The following is a 24,028-nucleotide window of genomic DNA, read 5'->3' on the forward strand; positions in this document are numbered from 1 at the left end:
ATGTCCGGCGTCGGCCCGGTCCGTCAGGTCGCACTGTCGGCCGGGCGCGATCTCGACGTGACGCTGGCCTTCTGGCGCGATGTGCTCGGCCTCAACGTTCACGCCCGCTACGATCCGCCGGGCATCGCCTTCATCATGGCCGGTGATATCAGGTTGCTGTTCACCGATGGCGTTCCGGCCGGCACCGTCTATCTCGATATAGCCGGGCTCGAAGCCTTCCACGCCGAGGCGAAAGCGTCCGGCGTTCCCTTCACCGCACCGCCGGCGCTCGTCCACAACGACACCGAAGGCACGTTCGGAACGGCGGGGGAAAGCGAGTGGATGGCCTTTCTAAAGGACCCGGCAGGCAATACGATCGGGCTTGTCGAACGTCTTTCGCCCGAACATCCCTGAGGCCGCCCATGAAAATCGTCACCTGGAACATAAACGGCATTCGCGCCCGCATCGGCAACCTCACCCACTGGCTGAGCGAAAGCCAGCCAGACATCGTCTGCCTGCAGGAGATCAAGTCGGTCGACGAGCAGTTCCCGCGCGCCGAGATCGAGGCGCTTGGCTACAACGTGGAAACCCATGGCCAGAAGGGCTTTAACGGCGTCGCCCTGCTGTCGAAGCTTCCCTTCGACGAGGTTATCAGGGGCCTGCCCGGTGATGACACCGACGAGCAGGCGCGCTTCATCGAGGGCGTGTTCTCGACCGACCAGGGCGCGCTGCGCGTCGCCTCGCTCTATCTGCCCAACGGCAATCCCATCGATGACGAGAAGAAATTTCCCTACAAGCTGGCCTGGATGGAGCGGCTGCATCGCTGGGCCGAGCAGCGGCTGCTTCTGGAGGAGGCGCTGGTGCTGGCCGGCGACTACAATGTCATCCCCGAGCCGGTCGATGCGCGCTTCCCCGAGAACTGGCTTGGCGATGCGCTGTTCCAGCCGCAGACCCGGCAAGCCTTCCGGCGACTGAAGAATCTCGGCTTTACCGAGGCGGTGCGCGCCGTCACCGATGCGGCCGACGTCTACACCTTCTGGGACTACCAGGCCGGCGCCTGGCAGAAGAACAACGGCATCCGCATCGACCATCTGCTGTTGTCGCCCGAAGCGGCCAACCGCTTTTCCTCGGCCTCGATCGAAAAGCATGTGCGCGCCTGGGAAAAGCCTTCCGATCATGTGCCGGTGGCGATCGATCTGGCGCTGCTGCCGGCCTGATATCAGCCGAAACCCTGATATCGCCACAATCGCGCCATTCAGTCAGAGATCAGCATGGCGGCTGGGGTTCCATGGCACTACGATTCCTCCTTTGCCCGATCGGCCTGGCATTTGCCATGGCCTCCCCTGCAGCGGCACTTGCCGACCAGCAGTGCCTGGCCAATGGCAAGTCCTACCAGGTCGGCCAGGTCACCTGCCTGACGGTTTCAGACAAGAGCCATATGGCCCGCTGCGACCTGGTGCTCAACAACACCTCATGGACCAAGATCGGCGATACCTGTCCCGACAGCACGATTAAGCCGCATCTGCACGTCACGCCGATCTCGATGCCGGTGCACAGAGCGGTGCCGGCGGAACTCACCGAGAACTGATGGATGTGAGCTAATCTCCCCCCTTTAAGGGGGAGATGGCCGGCAGGCCAGAGGGGGGCGCGAAGAAAGGCGACCTTTCGGTCAAACAAGCTCACCCTCTCAGTCCAACCCGGGCAAACTTTAGTCAACTGAAATGCCAGCGGGACAGCGCCCCCCTCTGCCCTGCCGGGCATCTCCCCCTCAAGGGGGGAGATTGGCAATTTCACTGGTCGTCGCCACCCTTGGTGAGAATATCGTCGGCAAGCGAAATCGCCGTGCGGCGGTCGGCTTCGCCGGCGGCGGCAAATGCCTCTTCCTGCATGCCGCGGATCCATGGCTGGTCGCTCGGCGAGGCGCGTTCGAGCGCGGCGGTCATCATGGCCAGCCCGCGCACGATCTTGCCGCTCTGGAACAGAAGATTGCCAAGAGTCGCCTGGGCGCCGGCATGGCCTTTTTCGGCGGCGAGTTGGAACCAGCGGCCGGCCTGCTTGACGCTGGCCTTGACGCCGCCCTCGCCCTTCAGGAACATCTGGCCCATCTCGAACTGGGCGTTCGGGTTGCGGTAATTGGCGGCCGCGCGCATGTAATATTCCTGCGCCGCGACCTCGTTTTCCTCGACCGGGCTGCCGGGGATGCCTGTCCGGAGATAGTCGCCCAGCGCCACCAGCGCGTCGGAGACATAGCTTTCCTCCGGCGATCCCGGCTCGACATCCTGATCGACGATCTCGGAGAAGAATTTGAAGGCCGCATAGTCGTCGCGCGTCACGCCGTCGCCTTCGGCGTACATGCGCGCGAGCTTCCAGGTGGCGCCGATCTGGCCGTTTTCGGCGGCGTATTTATAGGCCTCGACCGCCTGTTCCTTGTGGCCGCTCTTGTAAGCGGAGAAGCCGAACTGGAACACGGCCCACGGGCTCGATTGTGGCTTCACGCCGGTCTTGTCGTCGAACACCTTGTCGTCGAAGGCCATGGCCTGGCCCACGGCGCCAAAGATCGCAACAGCGACCAGTGCCGGAAGGACAGACGACCTCAACAACTCAGATATCCGCATAGCAATGTGTTTCTTTGGCACCGCCCGGATGGGTGACCGCGCCGTCGCGGGCAGGCCCTACCGTCTGTGCGTATTTCCAGATCGCGCCCGACTGATAGTCGGTCGTGCGCGCCTTCCAGGCCTTCGCCCGCGTTGCCAGTTCGGCCTCGGACAAATCGACCTCGATCGTGCCTTTGGTTGCATCGATCGAAATCACATCGCCGTCTTTCAAGAGCCCGATCGGGCCGCCCACGGCAGCTTCGGGCCCGACATGGCCGATGCAGAAACCGCGCGTTGCGCCCGAGAAACGACCGTCGGTGATGAGAGCGACCTTGCCGCCCATGCCCTGGCCGTAGAGCGCCGCCGTCGTCGACAGCATCTCGCGCATGCCCGGGCCGCCGCGCGGACCTTCGTAACGGATGACGAGAACCTCGCCTTCCCGGTAGTTGCGGTGCGTGACCGCCTCGAAACATTCCTCTTCCGAATCGAAACACCGTGCCGGACCTGAGAATTTCAGCTCCGTCATGCCCGCGACCTTCACGATCGCGCCTTCGGGGGCAAGGTTGCCCTTCAAGCCCACGACACCGCCGGTTTGGGTGATTGGTCGGTTGGCGGGACGGACCACATCCTGGCTATCATTCCAGGCAACATGCTCCATGTTTTCGGCCAAAGTACGGCCAGTCACGGTCATGCAGTCGCCATGGAGATAGCCGTGGTCGAGCAGCGTCTTCATCAACAGCGGAATGCCGCCGGCCTCGAACATGTCCTTGGCGACATATTTGCCGCCCGGCTTGAGGTCGGCGATGTAGGGCGTCTTCTCGAAAATCGCGGCAACGTCGAACAGGTCGAACTTGATGCCTGCCTCATGCGCGATCGCCGGCAGGTGCAAAGCCGCATTGGTCGAGCCGCCGGTGGCCGAAACCACGGTCGCCGCATTCTCCAGCGCCTTCAGCGTGACGACGTCGCGCGGCCGGATGTTCTTGGCGATCAACTCCATGATCTTTTCGCCGGAGGCGAAATTGAAGCGGTCGCGCATCTCGTAGGGCGCCGGCGCGCCGCAAGAATAGGGCAGCGCCAGGCCGATCGCTTCGGCGACGGTGGCCATGGTGTTGGCGGTGAACTGGGCGCCGCAGGAGCCGGCCGACGGACAGGCGACTTGCTCGATTTCAAGCAGTTCAGCGTCGCTGATCGCGCCGACCGAGTGCTGTCCCACAGCCTCGAACACATCCTGCACGGTGATCTGGCGGCCGCGATAGCTGCCGGGCAGAATCGAGCCGCCATAGATGAAGATCGAAGGCACGTTGAGCCGCACCATGGCCATCATCATGCCGGGCAGCGACTTGTCGCAGCCGGCAAGGCCGACCAGCGCATCGTAGCAATGTCCGCGCATGGTGAGTTCGACCGAATCGGCGATGACATCGCGCGACACCAGCGACGACTTCATGCCCTGGTGGCCCATGGCGATGCCGTCGGTGACGGTGATGGTGCAGAATTCGCGCGGCGTGCCGTTGGCGGCCGCGACGCCTTTCTTGACCACTTGCGCCTGGCGCATCAGCGAGATGTTGCAAGGTGCCGCTTCATTCCAGCAGGAAGCAACGCCGACCAGCGGCTGCCCGATCTCGGCGGCAGACAGGCCCATGGCATAGAGATACGAACGGTGCGGCGCACGCGCCGGACCGACGGTCACATGGCGGCTAGGGAGCTTAGCCTTGGAAATGACTTTGGCGTCCATTCTCTTCCTTGCCGCGGGCGGTGCGGCCTGCCTCATCGCCGAGCCTTGTGGCGCGTGTCCCGAGACGAATTCGAGGTGCGCCGGGTTTATGGCGGGAAATGGGCAATTTCTTCGGGCGAGGCTGTAGCGCGGGGGTTGGTCGGGAACTGTTGCCAAAACGTCACAATTGCGAGAGGTGAAAGTGATGCGACGGATTTGCAACACCAAGTTTTCCGTCATCGCTCGATGGTCCACCCACAAAACAAAAAGGCCGGGCTATACCCGGCCTTTCGTTATAATTTTCAGAGCCTTAGAACTTGATCTTGACGCCGCCCGAAATTGCCGTGACCAGATCGTTGCCGAAGTCGTAGCTGACGTCGGTACCGGCCTCATAGCCATTCTCGTCAGTCAACGTGCCTGAGTGACCACTGGTCAGTACACCAACCGCGCCGGCCAACCGCACTTCGATGTTGGCGGTTGGCGTGTAAGCGACGCCGCCACCGAGCGTCCAGGTATCGGTCTGCGAGCCAACACCGTGCGACGTGCCGCGATCCCAAGATAGCTGGGCGGCACCACTCCACTGCTCATTGAACTTGTGGCCGATGCCGGAGGTCACCGTCCAGCCATCGCGGTACATCAGGTCGAGCGAGGTTAGCCTAACTGGAAATGGGGAAATCGTCGTGCAAGGTGCAAGGCCCTTGGTTGCTTGCGAGCAGATCGGAATGCTCTGCAGCACACTCCAGTTGACCCATTTGATCGAGCCGAAAGCGAGCCAGCCAGGCGCGATGCCTGACTGAAGCTTCAATTCCACCGAATCCGGCATAGACGCGGAACCGTAGATGTCAGGTTTACCCTGGGCGACTTGCGATAGGTCGAGCGCACCCTCAAGATTGTCCAACTTGACCTGCGAGTTATAAACGAGGCTGGCACGCAGCGCGATTTCGGGGATCTCATAAGCAAGGCCGGCGCGCCAGCCCCAGCCGGTACCCTTTAGGTCAACGCGGCCAACGGCGCCAGGCGCCAGCGGCGTGATGAAGCTTTCCTTGAAACCATAGACTTCTTGGTAAAAGACACCGCCGATAAAACGTAGCTGGCCCTTGCCGGCATCCATTTTGTAGGAGCAGGTGGCTGCGTAATTATTGCTCTTGATATCGGTTTCGATGTTGGAGAAAGAGCCGTTCCAGATGCCAGGATTCGTATGCGCGCCCCAAGGCTGCGAATAGTCAGCCATGCAGTCGACGTCTTTAACCACCTCGGCCTTGAAGCCTATGCGCGGCACCCAGTAGCCTTCGCTGTCATCAGCTGTGCTTTTGAAGTTGAGCGTCGCGTTGCCGTCGACGGCATTCTTGAGCTTGCGCTCAGGCATCACGTAGGTCGCCTCGGCTTCGGTGGCGAAGCGCGCCGGATCGAACAGAAGGTCGATGTCGTAGCCACCGCGCTCGATGCCGCCGGCATGTACGGAACCGATCAAGCCCAGCGAAAAACACCCCGCCCCCAGCAGTGCTTTAAAACGCAGATTGTTCATGGATATCCTCCCCGAAATACTAGTGGGTCAAGCTAGAACCAATTCGGGTTAACGGCGCAACAATGAATTCACATAGCGTACATGTACACCTGAGCCGGTTGCCTTTCCGGCACAGCGGCTGGTTCCGAAGCAAGGCCGAAAAACGGCTTTCCGGGGGCAGATCAGCGAAAGAATTCTGTGAAACCCGTCACAAAAAGCTCAAAAACAAGCCCTTTCGGAGCTATTTGGCCCGATTGTTACATTATGGCAACAATGGGGCTGAAACTTTCCGTTTACGTCAATATTAACCTTACGGATTGCCTGTTGTTCGAGCAAAAGAACCGCCGCCAAGCACTTGCCGGCGCCTTGCGAATCCAGCGCTCAACCAGCGTCGCGCACCCTAGTCAACGCCACCGAAAGCTTCTCCTGCTGATCGCGGTATTCGTCGAGTTTTTCGCGCTCGGCCGCGACGATCTCTTCCGGCGCGCTGGCGACGAACCGTTCATTCGACAGCTTCTTGTGCAACCGCGCGATTTCCTCGGTCACCTTGGCCAGTTCTTTCTGCAGCCGCGCCGCCTCGGCGGAGAGATCGATCAGGCTGCCGAGCGGCAGGCAGATCGTCGCCTCGTTGACCACGATCTGGGCCGAGCCCTTGGGTGCCGCGTCCTCCAGCGAGATATCGCCGACCCGCGCCAGCCGCTTGATGGCGGACGCATGGCGGTCGAGCCTCTGCTGGGTCTCGACGCTGGCGCCAACCACCACCAACGGTGCGATCGCCGCCGGCGGCACGTTCATTTCGGAGCGCACGGAGCGGATGCCGGAGACCAGATCGACCAGCCAGTTGATGTCGGCGGCCGCGTCCGCGTCCTCGAAGTCGGGCGACGGCCAGGCGGCGTGGCAAAGCAGCGTTGCGCGCGTCCGGCCCTCGCCCGCCGTCTGCGCCCACAACTCCTCGGTCATGAACGGCATCATCGGGTGAAGCAGCTTGTAGATCTCGTCGAGCACGAAGGCGACGCAGGCCCGGCTTTCGGCCTTGGCAGCTTCGTCCGCGCCCATGAACACCGGCTTCAGCAGTTCCAGGTACCAGTCGCAGAACAGGTTCCAGACGAAGCGGTAGGCGGCGCCGGCCGCCTCGTTGAAGCGGTAGCCGGTGATGCCCTCGGTGATAGCGCGCGACGCCCTGGTCAGCTCGGTCAGGATCCAGCGGTTGACCGGCAGCTTGGCGTCGTTCAGCCAGAAATCGTCATTGCGCGCGACCTCGTTCATCTCGGCAAAGCGTGTCGCGTTCCACAGCTTGGTGCCGAAATTGCGGTAGCCGGCGATGCGCGCCGGATCGAGCTTCACGTCGCGCCCCTGCGCCGCCATCACCGTCAGCGTGAAGCGCAGTGCGTCGGCGCCAAACTCGTCGATGAGATCGAGCGGATCGATGACGTTGCCTTTCGACTTCGACATCTTCTGCCCGTTCTTGTCGCGCACCAGCGCGTGCACATAGACGGTGTGGAACGGCTCCTCGTGCATGAAATGCAGGCCCATCATCATCATTCGCGCGACCCAGAAGAAGATGATGTCGAAACCGGTCACCAGCACGTCGGTCTGGTAATAGGTCTTGAGCTCCGGCGTGTGATCCGGCCAGCCCAGCGTTGAGAACGGCCACAGTGCAGACGAGAACCAGGTGTCGAGCACGTCCTCGTCGCGGGTCAGGATCTCGCCCGGCTTGAAGGTCTCGAGCTTGTCCTCGACCCAGGCCTTCCATGGACCTTCCAGCGCCAGATAATATTCGATCGCGGCGCCCAGCGCCTCTTCCTCGGTCTTCTCGACGAAGACCCGGCCGTCCGGCCCGTACCAGGCCGGGATCTGGTGACCCCACCACAGCTGGCGTGAAATACACCAGGGCTGAATGTTCTCCATCCAGTCAAAATAGGTCTTTTCCCAGTTCTTCGGCACGAAGTTGGTACGGCCTTCACGCACCGATGCGATCGCCGGCTTGGCGAGCTCGGCGGCGTTTGCATACCACTGCTCGGTCAGAAACGGCTCGATCGGCACGCCGCCGCGGTCGCCATGCGGCACGGCGTGGCGGTGCGGCTCGATCTTGTCGAGGAAGCCGCCGGTCTCCATCAGCTCGACGATTTTCTTGCGCGCGACGAAACGGTCGAGACCGTCGAGCTCGTCCCAGACGGCCTGACGCTCCGGCGTCACGTCGAGCCCGGCGAGAAAATCTTCATTATCCCTGAGCGTTATTGCCGCCTCGATGGTCAGGATGTTGATCGCCGGCAGCTTGTGGCGCTTGCCGACCTCGAAATCGTTGAAGTCGTGCGCCGGCGTGATCTTGACCGCGCCGGAACCCTTTTCCGGGTCGGAATACTCGTCAGCCACAACCGGAATTTTCCGGCCGACGATCGGCAACACGACATTCTTGCCGACCAGATGCCGGTAGCGCTCGTCGTCCGGGTGCACGGCGACCGCCGAATCGCCAAGCATCGTCTCGGGCCGTGTCGTCGCCACCGTAATGAAGGTCGCCGAATTTTCCGGATCGAAAGTCTCGCCTTCGATCGGATAGCGGAAGTGCCAGAGATTGCCGTTGATCTCCTGGGGCTCGACCTCCAGGTCGGAGATCGCCGTCAACAGCTTCGGGTCCCAGTTCACAAGGCGCTTGTCCTTGTAGATCAGCCCTTCCTTGTAGAGGCTGACGAATACTTCGAGCACGGCCTTGGACAGGCCTTCATCCATGGTAAAGCGTTCGCGCGACCAGTCGGCCGAGGCGCCGAGCCGCTTCAGCTGGTTGAAAATGGCGCCGCCGGACTCGGCCTTCCACTCCCAGACCTTGTCGATGAACTGTTCGCGGGTGAGATCGCGGCGATGTATCTGCTTTTCCATCAGCTGGCGTTCGACCACCATCTGCGTGGCGATGCCGGCATGGTCCATGCCGGGCTGCCACAGCACGTTCTTGCCGCGCATGCGCTCGAAGCGCACGAGTATGTCCTGTAGCGTGTTGTTGAGTGCGTGGCCCATATGCAGCGAGCCGGTGACGTTGGGCGGCGGGATGACGATGGTGAAGGCCTCCGCCCCCTCCTCGGCGCCGGCGCCGGCGCGAAATGCGTCCGCCTCTTCCCAGATTTTGGCGATCTTGGGCTCGACGGTCTTGGCGTCGTAGGTCTTTTCAAGCATGGGAAAGTGGTCCGCGCGGTCGGGAGTTTTGCTGACCCGGTGTAAATCGGAAGGTTTTGGCCAAGTCAACCGCGAGGGCTGCCTCAGTCCTTCAACGCAAATAGGCGGGGCCCTGGTCATTTCAACGGGAAGGCCATGCCCGCACCTTCATCGTCAGCGATCCCGACGGGAAGCTGATCGCATTCGCGACATCAGCCGGACGCTGGCCTGCAGCGAGAAAGCGCCGCCCGAAGGCGGCGCTTTAATCCGGAACGGGCTGTGGTGATGCCTATTGCGCGCCGCGCGCGACGCGCTCGATTTCTTCGCGTACCAGGCGCTCGACCAGCGTCGGCAGGTTGTTGTCCAGCCAATCCTGCAGCATCGGCCGCAGCATCTCCTCGGCCATCTCGTCGAAGGTCTTCTTGCTGCGGCTGGCGAAGGCGTCGGAGAGCTCGCCGAAGGCGGCTGCGACCTGCCGTCCCGTATGTTCCGAAACGATCGCCGGACGGGCCGGGGTTGTATCGGCCGGGCGCGCGTGCTCGCTGCGCGAAGGACGAGGCTCGAAAGCCGGCTCGGCAGCGAGATCGTCTTCGAAAGCCTCGACCTCCGCGATTGCTGCCTGCCGATTTTCAGTCTCCGGCTGCCTGATCTCGGGCCGCCGTACTGTGTCAGCCGGTTTTGCCTGATTGCCAACGGCCGCGATTTCGCGGCGCCAATCCGTGACGATCGAGTCGGTGGTTTCCGTCTTTGCCCGCACTGCAGCTTCTGCCCCGACGGCGGGGGCAGGTTCACTGGCTATCCTGGCGCTCACTTCCGCCAGGGTCATCGGAGCATGCGCGGGTGGCGCGGCGGTCGTGGCATTTGCCGCAATGGCCGGCTTCACTGGCGACGGCTCGGAGCGCGGCTCCAGCCGCGCAACCACCGGCTCGGCCAGTTGGGCCTGCACCTCGGCCAGCGTCACCGGCTTCTTGCTTTCGGTCGAGCTGTGCAATTCGCTGCGGAAGGCCTCGACATCCGAAACAGGCCCGGCGGCCGGCACAAGGTCCTGTCGCAACTCATCGGCGCCGCCCTTGCGGCCGGTGTCGCTGTCTTCGATGATCCTCCTGATGGAAGCCAGTATTTCTTCCATGGAAGGTTCGCGCTGTGCGCTGCTTGCCGTCGCCATCGTCACATCCGCCGCCCCCGCGCATGATCCCGAAAATCGATCTTCGATTTTCGAAGAGGATCAGGCGCAAAATCAAAGTTCTACAGCCTCCTTTGCGCATCCATCGGACGCGTGGCGCTGTAGTGACCCGTTCCTGGATTCCTGTCCGGCAAAGCCGGATACGAATCATGGCGACAGCGTAGCCGACGGATCGCCATCCGAGAATCCCCAATCTCGGAAGACGCCGGATTTCAACAATTTAGGCTACAAAAGACAAACGCCGCGCATCCTTGGGAAGCGCGGCGCTACGATACTTTCAATCTTGGCGGGATTTGAACCGCTCAGTCGCGATCAACGACCGTCCGGCGTACGCAGCCCGATCCATTTGTCCTTGACGGCTCTGTAGTGCTCTTCAGGCTTGTACTTCACCACATTCAACGCCAGGCGATCGGCCGACAGGCGGCCCATGGCCGACAGGATGGCGTAGCTCGCTACAACCACATCGCGCTCGGAGCTGGCGAGGTCGATCTTTGCCGAGATGACGGCGTTCTGGGCATTCAACACGTCGAGCGTGGTGCGCTGTCCGACATTGCGCTCCTCGATGACGCCGTTGAGCGCCAACTGTGCGGCCGCGATCACCTGCCGATTAGCGTCGACGCTTTCACGCGCTGCGATGTATTGCGTCCATGCCGAGGTCACGGCCTGGCGCACCGAGTCACGGCTGACATCCACCTCGATGCGAGCCTGGCTGAGCGATTCCTTCGACTGACGAACGAGTGCGGAGGTACGGCCGCCCGAATAGATCGGAACGGTCAGCGTCGCGCCGACGGTGGCGGCATTGGAATCGCCGTCCGAATCCCCCGCGCCAGGTACGGTATTTTGATAGACATGGGAAAGGCCGGCACTGGCAGTCAACTGCGGCAGCAACGCACCCTCCTGCGTCTTTACGTCAAATCCGGCTGCATCGACGGAATGTAGGGCGGCCAGGATGGCCGGATGCTCGTTCGATGCAATGCCGATCGCCGCCTCGAGACTCCTCGGCAACAGCTTCGCCAACGGCGACGCGGCCTTGAGCTTGCCCGGCTCGTCACCGACGATCTGATGATAGGTTGCCGCACTGGCCAGAGCCTGCGCACGGGCGGCACTCAATTGCGCCACCGCGGCCGAACGCGACGCGTCGGCCTGCGCCACATCGGTGCGCGTGCCCTCGCCGACCTCGAAGCGCGAGCGTGCCGCGCGCGCCTGCTCGGTCAGGAACTGCAGATTCTGTTCGGTCAGCACCGCCACCTGGCGGTCGCGAATCACGTCCATATAGGCGCTCGCCGCGTTGAACAGCGTGTTCTCTTCGGTGTTGCGCAGGCCCTCGACCGAGGCCCTCACCTGTGCAGCGGCCGACGCGACCCTGTTCTTGGTCTGGAAGCCGTCGAACAGCGTCTGATCAATCCGAACGCCGAAGCTGCCGGTGGTCAATGCCAGGCTCGCGTTCCTGCCGTTTAGGTGCCTGGAGGTGTAATCGATATCAGCCGAACCAGTGATCACCGGGCGATAGCCCGACTTGGCGATCGCCACGCCCTCATCGGTGACGCGCACGCCGGCACGGGCCGAATTCAGCGAGGAATTGTTCTGGTAGGCCTTGGAAAGCGCGCCGAGAATGGTTTCCGCCGAGGCGGCTATCGGCGAAAGCGCTGTCGCGGAAATGAGGACAGTAACAAACAAACTCTTGGCTAAGGACGGCACTTTATATCCCTCATTCGTTTTGCACGGGAACCACGCCACGCCAGCCCATCCCTAGGGATCGGCCAGCGCCGCGTCGATGTATCGTTCCCCCGCTGACAGCCTCCCGAAACCCCGGTTAACCAATCAGCAACGATTGTTCAATCGCAAGCCAACATGACAGAGTCTTTGCTGCAAGGCAAAATCACTTAGAACTCGAAGGCATGAATGCGTTCAAATCCGGGTAGTGGCTTAATTGCCGCATTAAATGCCCGTCTTCCGGTTACAACCCCCCCTGCATTGAAAAAGAGCCGGGCTACGCCCGCATTGCCCTGCCCTTCCACAGCCACCAGCCGGCCGCCTTCGGCAAGCTGGTCAAGGAGCGCCGCAGGCACTTTCTCGACGCTGCCGCTGATGAGAATCACATTGTAGGGCGCCTTGGCGGCATGACCTAGCGGCAGTGGGCCGGTGACCACGGTGACGTTATCGCAGCCCTGCGCCGAAAGCGCCGCTTTGGCTGCTTCCGCCAGTGTGGTATCGCTTTCCAGCGCCACGACGGATTTGGCCAGCCTGGACAGCAGCGCCGCGGAATAACCGGTGCCGCAGCCGACATCGAGCACCGAATCGCCGGCGTCGATCTCGGCCAACTGCAAAAGCTTGGCCAGTGGCGACGGCTCCATGAGGTAGCGCGCACCGCTGCCATCGGCGCCGTCGGAGATGCGGATATCCTCGTCGATATAGGCGAGAGCCTGTTGGCCGGCCCCGACAAAGGCCTCGCGCGGCACGGCAAGCATGGCATCGAGCAATGCTGCGTCGGTCACATCGGTGGTGCGGACCTGGCCGTCGACCATCTTGACGCGAAGTTCGGAGAAATCAGCGCTCATGTCCCAACCAATCCGTCAAAGCCAATGCGCTGAAATGCGCTTGTCGCGCCGACACTGCGGCGCATTCGACCGGAACTCAAGCCCCCGGCATGCGGGAGTTGAAGCGATTGGAGGCCTCGCCCGGAATCGAACCGGGGTGCAAGGATTTGCAGTCCTCTGCGTAACCACTCCGCCACGAGGCCTCATCGCTCCCGGCGAGCGAACTCAATATGGTGGCAGCGAAAGGTCGTCAAGCGTCCGCGCGGCATTCCGGCGCGCTTTCCTCATCAGCCGCCGCAACGTGGTTCCCGAGCGGTTTCAGCGCTTGGCGCACCGGCATATTGGCCGCTCCTCAAGCATGGCTGCGCGACCGGCGAAACTCGAACCCGCGGCTTTACGCAGCGGGTGCAAACTGGCTTCCACCGTAAACGCGCGGCTGACACCAGGGCTGCCGTTCTCAAGGAGATATTCGAGGGGAAGGTCTGCGAGGGGCTGGAAGCGAAGCGTCCGCTGAACCGGGACCGCGCGCCATCGCTTTCAATTTGGCCGGCGACGCCGTTCCCACCAGACGACGAACCGGCGCCGCAGGCGGCGCACCGCGGCAAATTCGTAGGAAAGCACCAAAAGGCCGAGCGGAATCATCCAGAAGCCGAGAATCGGCAGGAAACCGAGAAGGCCGAAAAACACCAGCGCGATACCGATGGCGATCCTCAGCCCGCGCGAGCGCGGCATGGTGAACTCGCGCCCGAACACCGAGATTTTCCGCGCCGGTGCCTGGTTTTCGTCTGCTGCAGTCATGTCGAAAGTCGATCCGGTTGCCTTCGATAAAGCCATATGCGCTAAAGGCTGCAATCGCCTTTCAGGTTCCGCCGACCAAGGTCCGACGGCGCCCAAGACGGCTCATATGTGGTGTCATCTGGCGATTGCCAGAAACCATTGGGTGAAAATGCGCTGAAAAATGCGAAATGCTTCTTTGCAAAGCCGAAAAGGGTTTGCTATAGGCTGCGCCACTCACATGAGAGCCTCTATTCCCCGGTAGCTCAGTGGTAGAGCAACCGGCTGTTAACCGGTTGGTCGCTGGTTCGAATCCGGCCCGGGGAGCCAACATTTCCAAACACTTAGACCGCTTTCCCTTTCCTGAGCGTTTACTTGAGTTCCGGACAGGGCAACATCTGGGGCAACGATGACCTTCGCCCTTGCAATGGTTACTGCTCGCGTGGCGTTCGTCGGCACAGACCGTCTATACAGCGGCGTGGACAGCATGAAGTCGTTCGCGGCCACCAAGATGGCCAGGCTGGAAACCGCCGACGGTCACGGCTTCATCACCTATGCTGGCGCCGGCGCCAGATCAGGTAGCAAGCCTTTCGAAGTCAGCGAGTGGATCGAGGGCGTTCTGCGCGGAGCGAACCGCACGCTCGATCAGACCTTGCGGGAAATTGCCGCTGCTGCCGAAGAGCAGGGCTTCGATAAACACGCCCCCGGCCACACGTTCGGGTATGTGGGCTTCATCGACGGGAAGGCCCGAGTTGAGATCAATGGCAGCATGCTTGTATTGTTGATTCGACGGCCATCAGATGGCGACGGGGTGGAAGACCGGTGAAGCTCCCCCTGTGCCATCGCAGGAAGAACTGAATGCAATTGCTCGGTCCATTGACGATCGACCGCAGCGGAAATTCTAAAAAGCAGCCCGCCATAGCAAGACAGGGGGCTGGTTGTTTCGGCACGGAATGATCTAGCGCGCCCAGCCCGGCACGGCGGGGCGGCGGGCCATTTATCGCCAATTGGCGAAAGGTCAGTCGCGAAGGATGCGCGTCACCCCCGGTATGATCTTCAGCAGAGGTACGTCGCCGATCTCGCCGCTTCGCCAGCGCCCCCAATCGCGCACGACGTCTTCACATAGGCTTGCGTCACATCAGGGCGGCGCTGCGCAAACTCTCGTAGGATTGCCTTCCCGATCGCATAGCCCGAGCCTGAGAAGAGCGCGAGCCCGCCGAGGCCGCTGATGTCGCAGGCATCCTCAAGGCTCCAGGCTTCCAGCCCGACGCCGCTTTGCCCCGTACGGTTGCCCCAGCCAAGGCTCGGCTCGTAGTCCCCTTCGTCCTGCGAATCGTGTCGTCTTGGACGTCGCCACCGTGCTCCTTCTCCTCCTCGCGCTCGCGTCCTGGGCGTGCAATTCCAATTGGCTGCCATATCCCCATCCGAGGCTTTCCTCGAGATCAGGATCCGGGCTCATGGCTCGAGCAGGTCGATCAGTCGCTCTATCGTGGTTGCTATCCCCAGGCGGTCGTTTTCCGCCACGGTGAGGAAGATTGCCCCGTCTTCACGGCGCATTTCAGGTTGATGGATGGTCATGATGTAGGCTCTCTGGTTTCGGCTTCTCACGGCCGGTTGCCAGTGGACAGCACTGGCGCCGGGAGGGTGAGAACATGGCCAGAGACCATGCGCGAACGGCCTTTCCCTTTCGGGTCTTGTATAGCCGCCGCTCTCCCGGCATAGTGCTGCCGTTCGCTCCGACGGCTAAGTCGGCTCGTTCTACCCGTTGGCAATATCGATCCTTGGAGGGATCGCCCCGCCAACGCTCTGGGTGCAGATGGCCCGGCAGGGCCATCCGCGGGAGTTCTCACGCTCCGCCGGTGATGATGCGCCGACACCTTTAAAAACTCAAGCACGCCCTTGCGGGGGCGAAGCTTGCGCGCGATGCTTCAGCCATGAAAGCGATGCTTTGTTCGTTGGTGATGGGTGCGACGATCTGCACCGCGGGCGCCGAAACTACTAAGCGGGAGGCGTTCGAAGCCTGCCTTGGCGCCGGGATCGACCGGTTCAAAGGCCTCTGCGAGCCGGCCGACCTACTGGCCAGGGCAATCCTCTTCGAGTGCAACCCGCAACTCACCGACCTACTGATATCGATGCCGCTGGGGCCTAGCAATGATAGAGTCGCTTTGGCAGAGAAGCACCGGCGGGACAAAACCGAAGAGGTCTTAACCCTCTTGCTAGAGCACCGGCTGCAACATCCCTGTCGGTAGCAACAGTCCGCGAAAAGGGGAATTATCCCATGGTAGATGATGTATATCTGCAAGCCTACCGAGACGGCGGCTTGAATGCCGTCAACGATCTTCTCAAGGAGCATTTCCCGACCAACCGCGATCGGGTGATGGTCATGGAGGGTCTTCAGGACACCGGCTATTGGGCGATCACCTGGCATGAGAAGAAACACCCGGACGGCGGAATGTACCGCGATTTCGGACGTGTGAAGGCGTACCTCGGCGACGGGGACGAATAGGGTTATCCGGCCGCTTCATGCCCTTTGGCGCCGGCTCCTATCGGCCGATATGCCTTCGCAATTGCCTTAGAGGGGCAGTCCAACGCCAACTCTTCGAGCGCTTGAGCGCCTCCATCTCCATCTTCATAGCGTCCCTTTCAATCGCGAGAGCCTGTACTTCTACCGCAAGCGCCTCGGCTCGGCCGTCATCTGGGGCAGCGGGGGGAGGAGGTGGTGTGGGCGGCGAGTCGGGTGTAGCCAGCTTTTCGAGACGGTCGAGCGCAAGTCGGTTCACGGCGTCGGCTGCGGCTTCCCGAATGAGCGCGGTCCAGCCATCGGGATCGACACACATGATGTCCCAGAAGACCTTTTGTTCCAGGTGTCCTGTCGGAATGGCGACCCGTAGCGGCGCCGGAAACCAGATCGACGTCTCACACGCTTTGATGAAGCCCGTCAGCCTCGCGAATCCGGAGTCTCTGAGGTTTTTCCACTTAGCGGAGAAATGCAGGCACGTAGGAAGGCGAAGGTAGCGCACGGCGGCGAAGCCCTTTGTGAGCACGATCCGACGCCAGATCTCCCAGTCTCCCGCCCCGTTCACATCTTCTGGCCACACCGTCCGCTCTGCAAGAGCGCTGGCGCGATATACGACGCCTGAGGCCGCTATCGTGTTCCCTCTCGCCATGAATTGGCGCCGCTCTTCGGGAAAAAACAGGTTGGTAAGATCAGGACCGCAAATGCCGTCGGTCGAGACCCAGAGGACCTGGCCGTAGACAAGTGCCACCGACGGATCGACGAACTGGCCGCGCATGAGTGCAAGATGATCCGGCATCATCAGGTCATCGTCGGCGGCGAAGGCTATCAATTCCCCGCGTGACGATCGAAGCGCCAGATTTCGATTGGCATAGCCAAAGTGAGGCGCCTTGGGGAAATCAAACCAACGAATGCGCGGGTCGGAAAAGCTTTTCACGACCGCTTCGGTCTCCGGTGCTGCACCGTCGCCAACGACCAGAAGCTCGAACGATTGCTCCGTCTGCGCCAGCACCGACTGGATCGCATAGGCAAGAGAGTCGGGACGATTATGGGTCGGCATCAGAACGCTGAAGAGCGGCGGAGCGTCGTCTACCATCCCTTGAGGCCGCCAAAGTCGACCGGGATCAAATCGGTATCCAGCGGCAGCCGGTATTTGTCGGGATTGGCGTGGTCAGTGGTCCGCGTGCCAGACGAATCTGGGGATGTTCATCAGGCGTGGCCGGGCTGAAGACAGAACAATCCGAAATACCTGTCCGCAGGTGCTCGACTCGGGCCTTGGGTCATACAGGACGACCTCCATCTCGCCATCGACAACGAAGTATCGATCCTCGTGAAGCTTATGCAGCGCCCAACCCTTCACCGTTCTCGGTCGTATGGTAAACATGTAGCAAAAAACAAGCGGATCGGGATGCCAATTCCAGCGAGGGTCGTAGACCTCGGTGACGCTTCCCCTGTCGTCGAGGTGAGGGGTCATGTCGTGAAACGTCACGCCGTCGGGGACCTTGCCGATCGGCTCGCCGGATCGAACCGTCTCCTGATCCTTCTGGGCCCCTGCCAATGTCTTATCGAGAATGCTCTGCGTCATAGGACTCATCCAATCTAACTAGCTTTGGCAGCGCTCCTCATGCCCTTCTTTTAACTGTCTTTCAACGGCAGCGTGGAAGGTCACGCAATCAAAGAGGACGGCACTGTAGCCAATTTCTCCGATTGGAGAGTGGAGCGGAACTGCCGTTTGACTTTCGGTTCGACGACATCACCCGGCTGCGCCAACCGCTGCCGGCGTCTTGCTATACCGGAAGCGCAAGGCCCTTGCGCTTGCGGTAGCCGTCATAAACACGCTGGGTCACGCCCTTCATGGTCGGGCCGTCGGCAGGATGGTTGGAGTAGCCGCGTTCGTGCACCAGCACGAGGTCAAGGCTTTGCTTCTCGCGAGAAACAGCCATGCGAGTTCCTTTCCGCCAACTGGCGGGCTGGACGAAGCGCGCGCGAGCAAATATCAGACGGCCGGGCGGGGTATTACTTTGCGGAGGAAACAACTTTGGACCGTCTCGAACAGTTGCGGAGAAATATCGACAAAACCAGCATGTCGATAATTGAAATCGGGCCGTTCTTCAGCCCGATCGCTCCGAGGGCGGACGGCTGGGATACGACAATAGTGGACTTCCAGGACGGCGATGCTTTGCGCGAGATGGCCCGTGGTCACACGGCCGAAGTCATCCGCAACAAGGTTGACGAGATTGAAAATGTCGACATCGTCTGGACCGGCCAGCCCTTGGACGAAGCCGCCCTGGCCGTCCGGCCGGATGGTTTTGATTGCCTCATCGCCAGCCACGTGATCGAGCATACGCCGGACCTTATTCGCTTCCTGCAGCAATGCTCCCGCCTGTTGAAGCCGGACGGCATCATTTCGCTGGCCGTTCCCGATATGCGAAAATGCTTCGACCTGCTCAAGTCTCCCACCAGCCTGCGCGAAATTCTCACCGCCTACCGGGAAGGCCGCATCAGGCATTCACCGGAAGCGCTGTTTGAGGGGCGATGCTCGGCGGCGACACGCGGCGGAAAGTCGGCGTGGATCAAAGGCGATCACTCGCCGCTCGGCTACGCCCACAGCCTTGAAGCGGCATGGACGGAATATCAGGGCGACCTTAAAGGCGACATGTCCGACAGCAGGCCCTATGTCGACAACCACGCATGGTTCTTCACGCCGGCGATGTTCGAGCTGGCGATTTTCGAGTTGAACGCGCTCAAGCTTGTCAACTTTAAGATCGCCTTCATCGAAGAGAATATCGGTTCGGAGTTCGTGGTGCAGCTGCGCCGCAGCGACACCCATGCGGCGCTTTCCAACGACGCCCTAAACGCCGTCCGCATCAAGCTCGCTCTGCGGCATCACGCGGAATTCGATGCCGAAGTCGGGCCGGATTATCGCGAAATCCAGCCGGTGAAGATCGAGCGGGAAATCGTCAAGGTGCCGGCCGCCAGAGACACCATCCCCACGCGGGAACTGGTTAGCCTGCTGGCAACACGCATCCGGCGCAGGGTCGGCCTGGACTAGTTGATCAGGCCGTGCGTCCGCAGAGCGTCTTCTAGCGTCTATTTCGGGCTCATCGGGAACCAGGCGTCGAGGTTTTCCCCGGCAGCCTTGTAAACCGGATGGCACGTTCCGGGTTCTCCCGGATCGCCTTCGAAATCGCGTCGACGCTTCGAATTTTGCCCTTCACTGGGGTCACTGTGTCAGCACCGCCGAGCGCCTGGGCGAACATGTCGACAAGCTCCTGCCGGCGGCGCCACTCGCGCGCGCGGCGGTCCAGCATGCCTTGAGCAAGGCCGCCATACTTGCGGGCGATGTCAGGCGCTTGAGCGGGGTTGATGGCTAGCACTTTCGTTGCCTTTGCCTTGCCCCAGATGAATTATCGACGCAGACGATGCGGCAAGAATGGCTGGTTTGCAAGGGTTTCACGCGTGCGAACAACCGGTTTGAAGCCGGATGGGCGCTAGTGTGCGCTATTTTTTGACGCTTAGCAGCGGGTGAGAAAAAGTCGCGTTCCGAGCAGGAGCATTGGGCGGTTTTCTCAGAACTCAGTTTCAATGCAAACAGGGGCAATGAGGAGCCTCGCGCGCGGTGGGGGATAATTGGCCGGCTGATGCGCTCCCGGCTGTCAGATCGCAGCCAGGCTGCAGCCTCATCGATAGCGGCGCTATGTTCGTGATCAGTGGTCATTAGGCCACCGCGTCTCGCTGGTCGACGCGGGCCTTCACCCAAGCATCTAAATCAGCCTCGACAAAGGCGCGCCGACGGGGCGAAAGGAACACCGGCTTAGGAAACCGGTGCTCCTTGATCATGCGGTCGATGTAATTTCGAGAGTACACGATCCCCTTTGAGGGGCGTTCACTGAAGGCGACAAGAGTTTGCATTGGAGTGCCTTACGTTGCTATCGAAGGCCTCATAGCGTAGTCATTTCAGCGTCGGGAAATACACTTCTTTGAAGAAATTGTGCGAACAAACCCGCGTGCTGGTTTAGAGCGCAATCAGCACTGGCAAATCAGGATAGCTTGCTTTTCTCTTCATCCCTATAAGCGATGATGCGAGTGACGATCGACTTGCGAGGCGGCGCGGCGCCAAGGAATAGCTTGGCACCGGTCTCAATGAAATTGGCAGTAGGGCTGCCGGCGCTCCCCGATATCTTATATGAGCAATCGGCACTTTAAACGCCGCGCACCAGAGCCGAGCAAGGCCACGTATGAGCCCATCGATCTCGGGCTGCTCGTTTTTCGTCGGTCGACCTTCCAACCATTTTTCCATGCCGTCAGCCATAGCGGTCACGCTCGCAAGCAGGCGGTGAAGCACCCGTTTAGCGATCTCGACGTCACCCTCGGTGAACTCAGCCGGAACGAGGCATGCGTTCAAACTCGGTAGCCGTCGACAACTCGAGCTTTTGGCTGTCCGAATACTGCACGGTGGACGACACCGCCTCCTGGAGCCTTTTCCATTCATCGACGGTCCCTTGATGTGTGTCCTTTTTCCGCCGCTCGGCCGACCAATGAAACGTATTTGCAATGTCGTGCAGCTTCGTTCTCAGCCAATCGCCATGAGGCATGGAAAACCCTTGGGATTCCAGCATTGAAAGGATCTCTCGTTCGGCTCGCTCCGAGAAATCGTGCTGATAGTTGAAATTGAGGGTCATTGACCGGCCGCCTTTATCTGGATGACATTGTTGGCCGTCTTGCGGCCTGTCAGCGCCACAAGCGCGCCCTCCCAGCGCGTCAGGGCGTCTCGCTTCACCTTGAGGCGGTTAGACTGGTTGTACGTCCTGACTAGCGCCGTAGGCACATGCCCGATGACAGCCTCGGCAACCTCGTCCATCACGTCGAGCTCGGACAGCCGGGTGCGAACCGTCCGGCGGATGTCATGATTGACCCACGCCGGCAGCTTGGCCTCTTGATCGTCTTTCCGAAGCGCTGCGAGCATGGCGGCGTCAATCCGCAGCTTGACCTTATGGCCGATCGTCACCGGTCCCGCGCCGTCGAGCGAGCAAAGCCAGTTGCATTTCTTTAACCGCGGCAACTTGGCGATGATGCCGAGCGCTTCGTCAGTGAGAGGCACAACGTGATCGCGGCCGGACTTGAAGCGCGCCGCCGGCACAGTCAGCGTCTTGCGGTCAACGTCGACTTCGGTCCATGACGCCTGGGCGATATCGTTGAGGCGCTGGCCGGTCAGCAGCAGCAGCCGATAGACGGCGCTGTAGACGTCGCCAGCGGCCGTGGCAGTCCAGAGCGCCCCAATCTCAGCATCGGTCAGGACGCGGTCCCTTGATCCCTTCTCGCCGATGGTGGTGCGCACCTTCTTTGCCCGGAAGGGTGAGGCGGTGATCAGGTCGTCATCGACACACCAGCCGAAGAACGTCCCGATCTTCTGGGCGATGTTGAGCGCCTGCCGCTGCGCGCCGCGCGCATAGATCGGGTCGACCACTTCCATGATGTCGGCATTGGTGAGGGTGGCGACGTCCCTGCCCTTCCACTTCGGCAGGCATTCCCGGTTGAGGTCGCGCTCGTCCTCGTCGGCCTTGCGGATGCCATCGCGGCGCCGGGCTTTGATGAACCGTTCAAGGATGGTTTCGAAAGACCGGTCACGGCTCTCTGTCGCTGCCCTCGCCGCCGCCTGCCGCTCCTCGTCAGCCTGGACCTTCGGGTCAATGCCGCGATCAATGAGCGCTGCCCACTGCCTCGCCTTGGTGCGTGCCGCTTCAAGCGACATGACGTCGTACTCTCCCAGCGCGCGGCGGGCTGGCTGAGTTGCAACACCGAAACGGGCGATGTAGACAAAGCTGACTTGTCCGGCCTTAAGCTTTGAACCGTTGGACGGCTCCTTGTCGGTTACGCGGACGCCCATGCTCGGGACTTGGGCATCCATGATCACGTATCGCTTGCCAGGAGCAGCCGGCTTCAAAGCCTTCAGGCGGTTGTCGGTCAGGTTCTCGCGGGGCATTAGGGCTCTCCGGGGCAACGTTGGGGCAACAGGATGCAACTGCTGCCTATGTTGCCCTGTGTGCTCTAATGTGCAACAGGAAAGCTGAAATCGTTATGAAACAAGGGGTTTTTTAGGAGTGGAACAACCGGTATATGGCGCTGGTGGGCTATCCCGAGAGCGGCTGTTAACCGGTTGGTCGCTGGTTCGAATCCGGCCCCGGGAGCCACCGCCTTTTCTAAGCCGTGGTGCGAACTTGTACACTACAGTGCCATTGTCCGTGCACGTCGGTCCGCTTCGGTTCTGCCAGAACGGCTGGTAAACAGCTACGAAGCCGATCGAAGGCAGTTTGGTGGGCATCGCGCCCCTGCCCTCGCCCGAAGGCAGCCTGATAACGCCCGGTATCATCTATGAAAATACCAAATCGGGAGGACGTTGGTGCAAACCAAGAAGATCATCAATGACGGCAATCGGGCCGTCGACGAGATGCTGGAAGGCATCCTGGCTGCGCATCCCCGCCATCTCAAAGCCGTTGACGGAAGCCCGCGCTCGATCATCGCCCGCGATGGACCGCGCCAAGGCAAGGTAGGCCTCGTCATTGGTGGCGGCTCGGGCCACGAGCCGAGTTTTCTCGGCTTCGTCGGCAAGGGGCTGGCCGACGCGGCGGCGATCGGCAATGTCTTCGCCTCTCCGCCGCCCGACCCGATCCTCGAATGCGCCAAGGCGGCGAGCGGCGGCGCCGGTGTGCTGTTCATGTACGGCAACTATGCCGGCGACGTCATGAATTTCGACATGGCGGCCGAGATGGCCGCGATGGACGACATCGAGGTGCGCACGGTGCTGAGCACCGACGACGTCGCTTCCGCGCCCGTTGGCGACAGGCACAAGCGGCGCGGTGTCGCAGGGAACTTCTTCATCTTCAAGGCGGCAGGCGCCGCCTGCGACCGCATGTTGTCTTTCGATGAATGCCAACGCATTGCCGGGAAAGCCAACGACCACACCTTTACCATGGGCGTCGCATTGGCGCCCTGTTCGTTGCCGCAAACCCGCCGGCCGAATTTCGAAATCGGACCCGACGAGATGGAGATCGGCATGGGCATCCATGGCGAACCCGGCATCGCACGCGGAAAACTCAAAACGGCCGACGAGATCACTGACGAAATGCTGGACAGGATTCTCGCCGAGATGGCGCCGGCACGCGGCGAGAAGGTCGCCGTGCTGGTCAATTCGCTGGGTTCGACGCCGCTGATGGAACTCTACATCATGAACCGGCGCGTGAAGCAGAGGCTTGACGATATCGGTGTATCCATTCACGCAAGCTGGGTCGGCAATTACTGCACCTCGCTCGAAATGGCCGGCGCTTCGATTACGCTGCACCACCTCGACGACGAGTTGCAAACGATGCTCGACCACCCTTGCGACTGCGCCATGTTTCGCGCCGGGTAAACTTGGTGAACGGCAAGGAACAAGAGATGACGACAATCGACACCACCCGCCTTGCCGCGATGTTCGCGGCCATCGCCGACGCCATGTCAGCCGACCGGGATCGGTTGTGCGCGCTTGACGGGGTGATCGGCGATGCCGACCACGGCATTGCCATGGAGCTTGGATTTTCCGCGGCACGCGATGCGGTGGCCGCATTGGATACCGGCACCACCGATCCGACCATCTTGCTGAACACGGCGGCGAAGTCGTTCCTCAATGCCGTCGGCGCCTCCTCGGGCCCGCTCTATGCCACGGCATTCATGCGCGGCGCGGCCGCCGTCAAGGGCAAGGCGACGCTCGACGACGCCGACGCGGTCGCTATGTTCCAAGCGATGGCCAGAGGCATTCAGGATCGCGGCAAGGCCGAGCCTGGCGAAAAGACGATGATCGATGCGTGGGCGCCGGCCGCGAGGGCTGCGGGCGAGGCACTGGCCGCCGGCAAGGGGCTGGCCGGCAGCCTCGCGGCTGCAGCCGAGGCGGCAAAGGCCGGCGCGGAGGCGACCAAGGCGATGATCGCCACCAAGGGCCGGGCCTCCCGCCTCGGCGAACGCTCGCTTGGCCATATGGATCCAGGCGCGGCGTCCGCCGTAACCGTCATCGAGGCGATGCGGATCGCCTTGACCGGCTAGGTCGGGAGCGA

At 61.5% G+C, this 24,028-nt stretch carries 24 protein-coding genes and 2 tRNA genes; 9 read left to right on the forward strand and 17 right to left on the reverse strand.

All coding sequences use genetic code 11. The annotated features are described in order from the left end of the window. The 3 genes from NKJ76_RS05320 to NKJ76_RS05330 all read left to right on the forward strand — a co-directional run bounded on the left by NKJ76_RS05320 (window position 1) and on the right by NKJ76_RS05330 (window position 1,567). Window positions 1-393, forward strand: coding sequence for a VOC family protein (locus tag NKJ76_RS05320; protein ID WP_023667697.1), 393 nt, complete (start codon window positions 1-3; stop codon window positions 391-393). An 8-nt stretch (window positions 394-401) separates the two neighbouring features. Beyond that, on the forward strand, window positions 402-1,196 hold the full coding sequence (xth, locus tag NKJ76_RS05325) for an exodeoxyribonuclease III (protein WP_023729965.1): 795 nt from the start codon (window positions 402-404) through the stop codon (window positions 1,194-1,196). Window positions 1,197-1,312: 116 nt separating this feature from the next. Continuing rightward, window positions 1,313-1,567 (forward strand): hypothetical protein, encoded by a 255-nt coding sequence (locus tag NKJ76_RS05330; RefSeq protein ID WP_245259994.1) that lies wholly within the window; start codon window positions 1,313-1,315, stop codon window positions 1,565-1,567. Window positions 1,568-1,769: 202 nt separating this feature from the next. On the opposite strand, the gene NKJ76_RS05335 is transcribed toward NKJ76_RS05330, so the two are convergent. From NKJ76_RS05335 to NKJ76_RS05375, 9 genes are all read right to left on the reverse strand, one after another. Next, on the reverse strand, window positions 1,770-2,594 hold the full coding sequence (locus NKJ76_RS05335; protein ID WP_023805344.1) for a tetratricopeptide repeat protein: 825 nt from the start codon (window positions 2,592-2,594) through the stop codon (window positions 1,770-1,772). Next, complete coding sequence (ilvD, locus tag NKJ76_RS05340; RefSeq protein WP_352536923.1) at window positions 2,581-4,305, reverse strand: dihydroxy-acid dehydratase; 1,725 nt, start codon at window positions 4,303-4,305, stop codon at window positions 2,581-2,583. The genes NKJ76_RS05335 and ilvD overlap by 14 nt, the downstream gene beginning before the upstream one ends. Window positions 4,306-4,594: 289 nt before the next feature. After that, window positions 4,595-5,809: an OmpP1/FadL family transporter gene (locus tag NKJ76_RS05345; protein WP_023829902.1), complete on the reverse strand. Its 1,215-nt coding sequence runs from the start codon at window positions 5,807-5,809 to the stop codon at window positions 4,595-4,597. A 360-nt stretch (window positions 5,810-6,169) separates the two neighbouring features. Further along, complete coding sequence (locus NKJ76_RS05350) at window positions 6,170-8,953, reverse strand: valine--tRNA ligase (protein WP_352462735.1); 2,784 nt, start codon at window positions 8,951-8,953, stop codon at window positions 6,170-6,172. 268 nt (window positions 8,954-9,221) lie between these two features. Continuing rightward, window positions 9,222-10,097, reverse strand: a complete 876-nt coding sequence (locus NKJ76_RS05355; RefSeq protein ID WP_352536924.1) for a PopZ family protein — start codon at window positions 10,095-10,097, stop codon at window positions 9,222-9,224. Window positions 10,098-10,427: 330 nt separating this feature from the next. Then, window positions 10,428-11,813, reverse strand: coding sequence for a TolC family outer membrane protein (locus NKJ76_RS05360; protein WP_023691095.1), 1,386 nt, complete (start codon window positions 11,811-11,813; stop codon window positions 10,428-10,430). Between the two features lie 185 nt (window positions 11,814-11,998). Then, on the reverse strand, window positions 11,999-12,673 hold the full coding sequence (locus tag NKJ76_RS05365) for a protein-L-isoaspartate O-methyltransferase family protein (RefSeq protein WP_352536925.1): 675 nt from the start codon (window positions 12,671-12,673) through the stop codon (window positions 11,999-12,001). Between the two features lie 108 nt (window positions 12,674-12,781). Next, window positions 12,782-12,855: transfer RNA gene (locus tag NKJ76_RS05370), tRNA-Cys, on the reverse strand. 334 nt (window positions 12,856-13,189) lie between these two features. Continuing rightward, window positions 13,190-13,450, reverse strand: coding sequence for a PGPGW domain-containing protein (locus NKJ76_RS05375; protein ID WP_352536926.1), 261 nt, complete (start codon window positions 13,448-13,450; stop codon window positions 13,190-13,192). 231 nt (window positions 13,451-13,681) lie between these two features. On the opposite strand from NKJ76_RS05375, the gene NKJ76_RS05380 reads away from it, so the two are divergent. Together NKJ76_RS05380 and NKJ76_RS05385 are read left to right on the forward strand one after the other, a co-directional pair. Then, a tRNA-Asn gene (locus NKJ76_RS05380) sits at window positions 13,682-13,756 on the forward strand. Window positions 13,757-13,835: 79 nt separating this feature from the next. After that, entirely contained in the window at window positions 13,836-14,252 is a 417-nt protein-coding gene (locus NKJ76_RS05385) for a hypothetical protein (protein ID WP_352536927.1), read from the forward strand. 629 nt (window positions 14,253-14,881) lie between these two features. Here NKJ76_RS05385 and NKJ76_RS05390 read toward each other — a convergent pair. Further along, window positions 14,882-15,004 (reverse strand): hypothetical protein, encoded by a 123-nt coding sequence (locus NKJ76_RS05390; RefSeq protein WP_352536928.1) that lies wholly within the window; start codon window positions 15,002-15,004, stop codon window positions 14,882-14,884. A 700-nt stretch (window positions 15,005-15,704) separates the two neighbouring features. Between NKJ76_RS05390 and NKJ76_RS05395 the strand changes: the two genes are divergently transcribed. Continuing rightward, window positions 15,705-15,932, forward strand: coding sequence for a hypothetical protein (locus tag NKJ76_RS05395; RefSeq protein ID WP_352536929.1), 228 nt, complete (start codon window positions 15,705-15,707; stop codon window positions 15,930-15,932). A gap of 37 nt (window positions 15,933-15,969) precedes the next feature. Here the strand turns inward: NKJ76_RS05395 and NKJ76_RS05400 are convergent, their stop codons facing one another. The 3 genes from NKJ76_RS05400 to NKJ76_RS05410 all read right to left on the reverse strand — a co-directional run bounded on the left by NKJ76_RS05400 (window position 15,970) and on the right by NKJ76_RS05410 (window position 17,884). Beyond that, window positions 15,970-17,037, reverse strand: a complete 1,068-nt coding sequence (locus NKJ76_RS05400; RefSeq protein ID WP_023746767.1) for a glycosyltransferase family 2 protein — start codon at window positions 17,035-17,037, stop codon at window positions 15,970-15,972. Window positions 17,038-17,112: 75 nt separating this feature from the next. Further along, window positions 17,113-17,526 carry a dTDP-4-dehydrorhamnose 3,5-epimerase gene (locus NKJ76_RS05405; protein WP_352536930.1) on the reverse strand — a complete coding sequence of 138 codons (414 nt, stop codon included), beginning with the start codon at window positions 17,524-17,526 and terminating at the stop codon, window positions 17,113-17,115. A gap of 202 nt (window positions 17,527-17,728) precedes the next feature. Continuing rightward, entirely contained in the window at window positions 17,729-17,884 is a 156-nt protein-coding gene (locus tag NKJ76_RS05410; RefSeq protein WP_352536931.1) for a glycosyl hydrolase 108 family protein, read from the reverse strand. Window positions 17,885-17,979: 95 nt separating this feature from the next. On the opposite strand from NKJ76_RS05410, the gene NKJ76_RS05415 reads away from it, so the two are divergent. Next, window positions 17,980-18,993: a class I SAM-dependent methyltransferase gene (locus tag NKJ76_RS05415; protein WP_352536932.1), complete on the forward strand. Its 1,014-nt coding sequence runs from the start codon at window positions 17,980-17,982 to the stop codon at window positions 18,991-18,993. A 49-nt stretch (window positions 18,994-19,042) separates the two neighbouring features. Here the strand turns inward: NKJ76_RS05415 and NKJ76_RS05420 are convergent, their stop codons facing one another. The 4 genes from NKJ76_RS05420 to NKJ76_RS05435 form a co-directional block, all read right to left on the reverse strand. Next, on the reverse strand, window positions 19,043-19,318 hold the full coding sequence (locus NKJ76_RS05420; RefSeq protein WP_352536933.1) for a hypothetical protein: 276 nt from the start codon (window positions 19,316-19,318) through the stop codon (window positions 19,043-19,045). 340 nt (window positions 19,319-19,658) lie between these two features. Next, entirely contained in the window at window positions 19,659-19,853 is a 195-nt protein-coding gene (locus tag NKJ76_RS05425; protein ID WP_023739032.1) for a helix-turn-helix transcriptional regulator, read from the reverse strand. Window positions 19,854-20,320: 467 nt separating this feature from the next. Further along, window positions 20,321-20,623 (reverse strand): hypothetical protein, encoded by a 303-nt coding sequence (locus NKJ76_RS05430; protein ID WP_352536934.1) that lies wholly within the window; start codon window positions 20,621-20,623, stop codon window positions 20,321-20,323. Next, window positions 20,620-21,924 (reverse strand): tyrosine-type recombinase/integrase, encoded by a 1,305-nt coding sequence (locus tag NKJ76_RS05435; RefSeq protein ID WP_352536935.1) that lies wholly within the window; start codon window positions 21,922-21,924, stop codon window positions 20,620-20,622. Before NKJ76_RS05435 ends, NKJ76_RS05430 begins: the two co-directional genes overlap by 4 nt. Window positions 21,925-22,341: 417 nt before the next feature. Here NKJ76_RS05435 and NKJ76_RS05440 point away from each other — a divergent pair, with 417 nt between their 5' ends. Together NKJ76_RS05440 and dhaL are read left to right on the forward strand one after the other, a co-directional pair. Further along, complete coding sequence (locus NKJ76_RS05440) at window positions 22,342-23,349, forward strand: dihydroxyacetone kinase subunit DhaK (protein ID WP_023688205.1); 1,008 nt, start codon at window positions 22,342-22,344, stop codon at window positions 23,347-23,349. A 26-nt stretch (window positions 23,350-23,375) separates the two neighbouring features. Further along, window positions 23,376-24,017, forward strand: a complete 642-nt coding sequence (gene dhaL, locus NKJ76_RS05445) for a dihydroxyacetone kinase subunit DhaL (protein WP_023688204.1) — start codon at window positions 23,376-23,378, stop codon at window positions 24,015-24,017. The last annotated feature ends 11 nt before the right edge of the window (window positions 24,018-24,028 follow it).

Source organism: Mesorhizobium sp. M0029 (assembly GCF_040323735.1).
Taxonomy (GTDB): Bacteria; Pseudomonadota; Alphaproteobacteria; order Rhizobiales; family Rhizobiaceae; genus Mesorhizobium.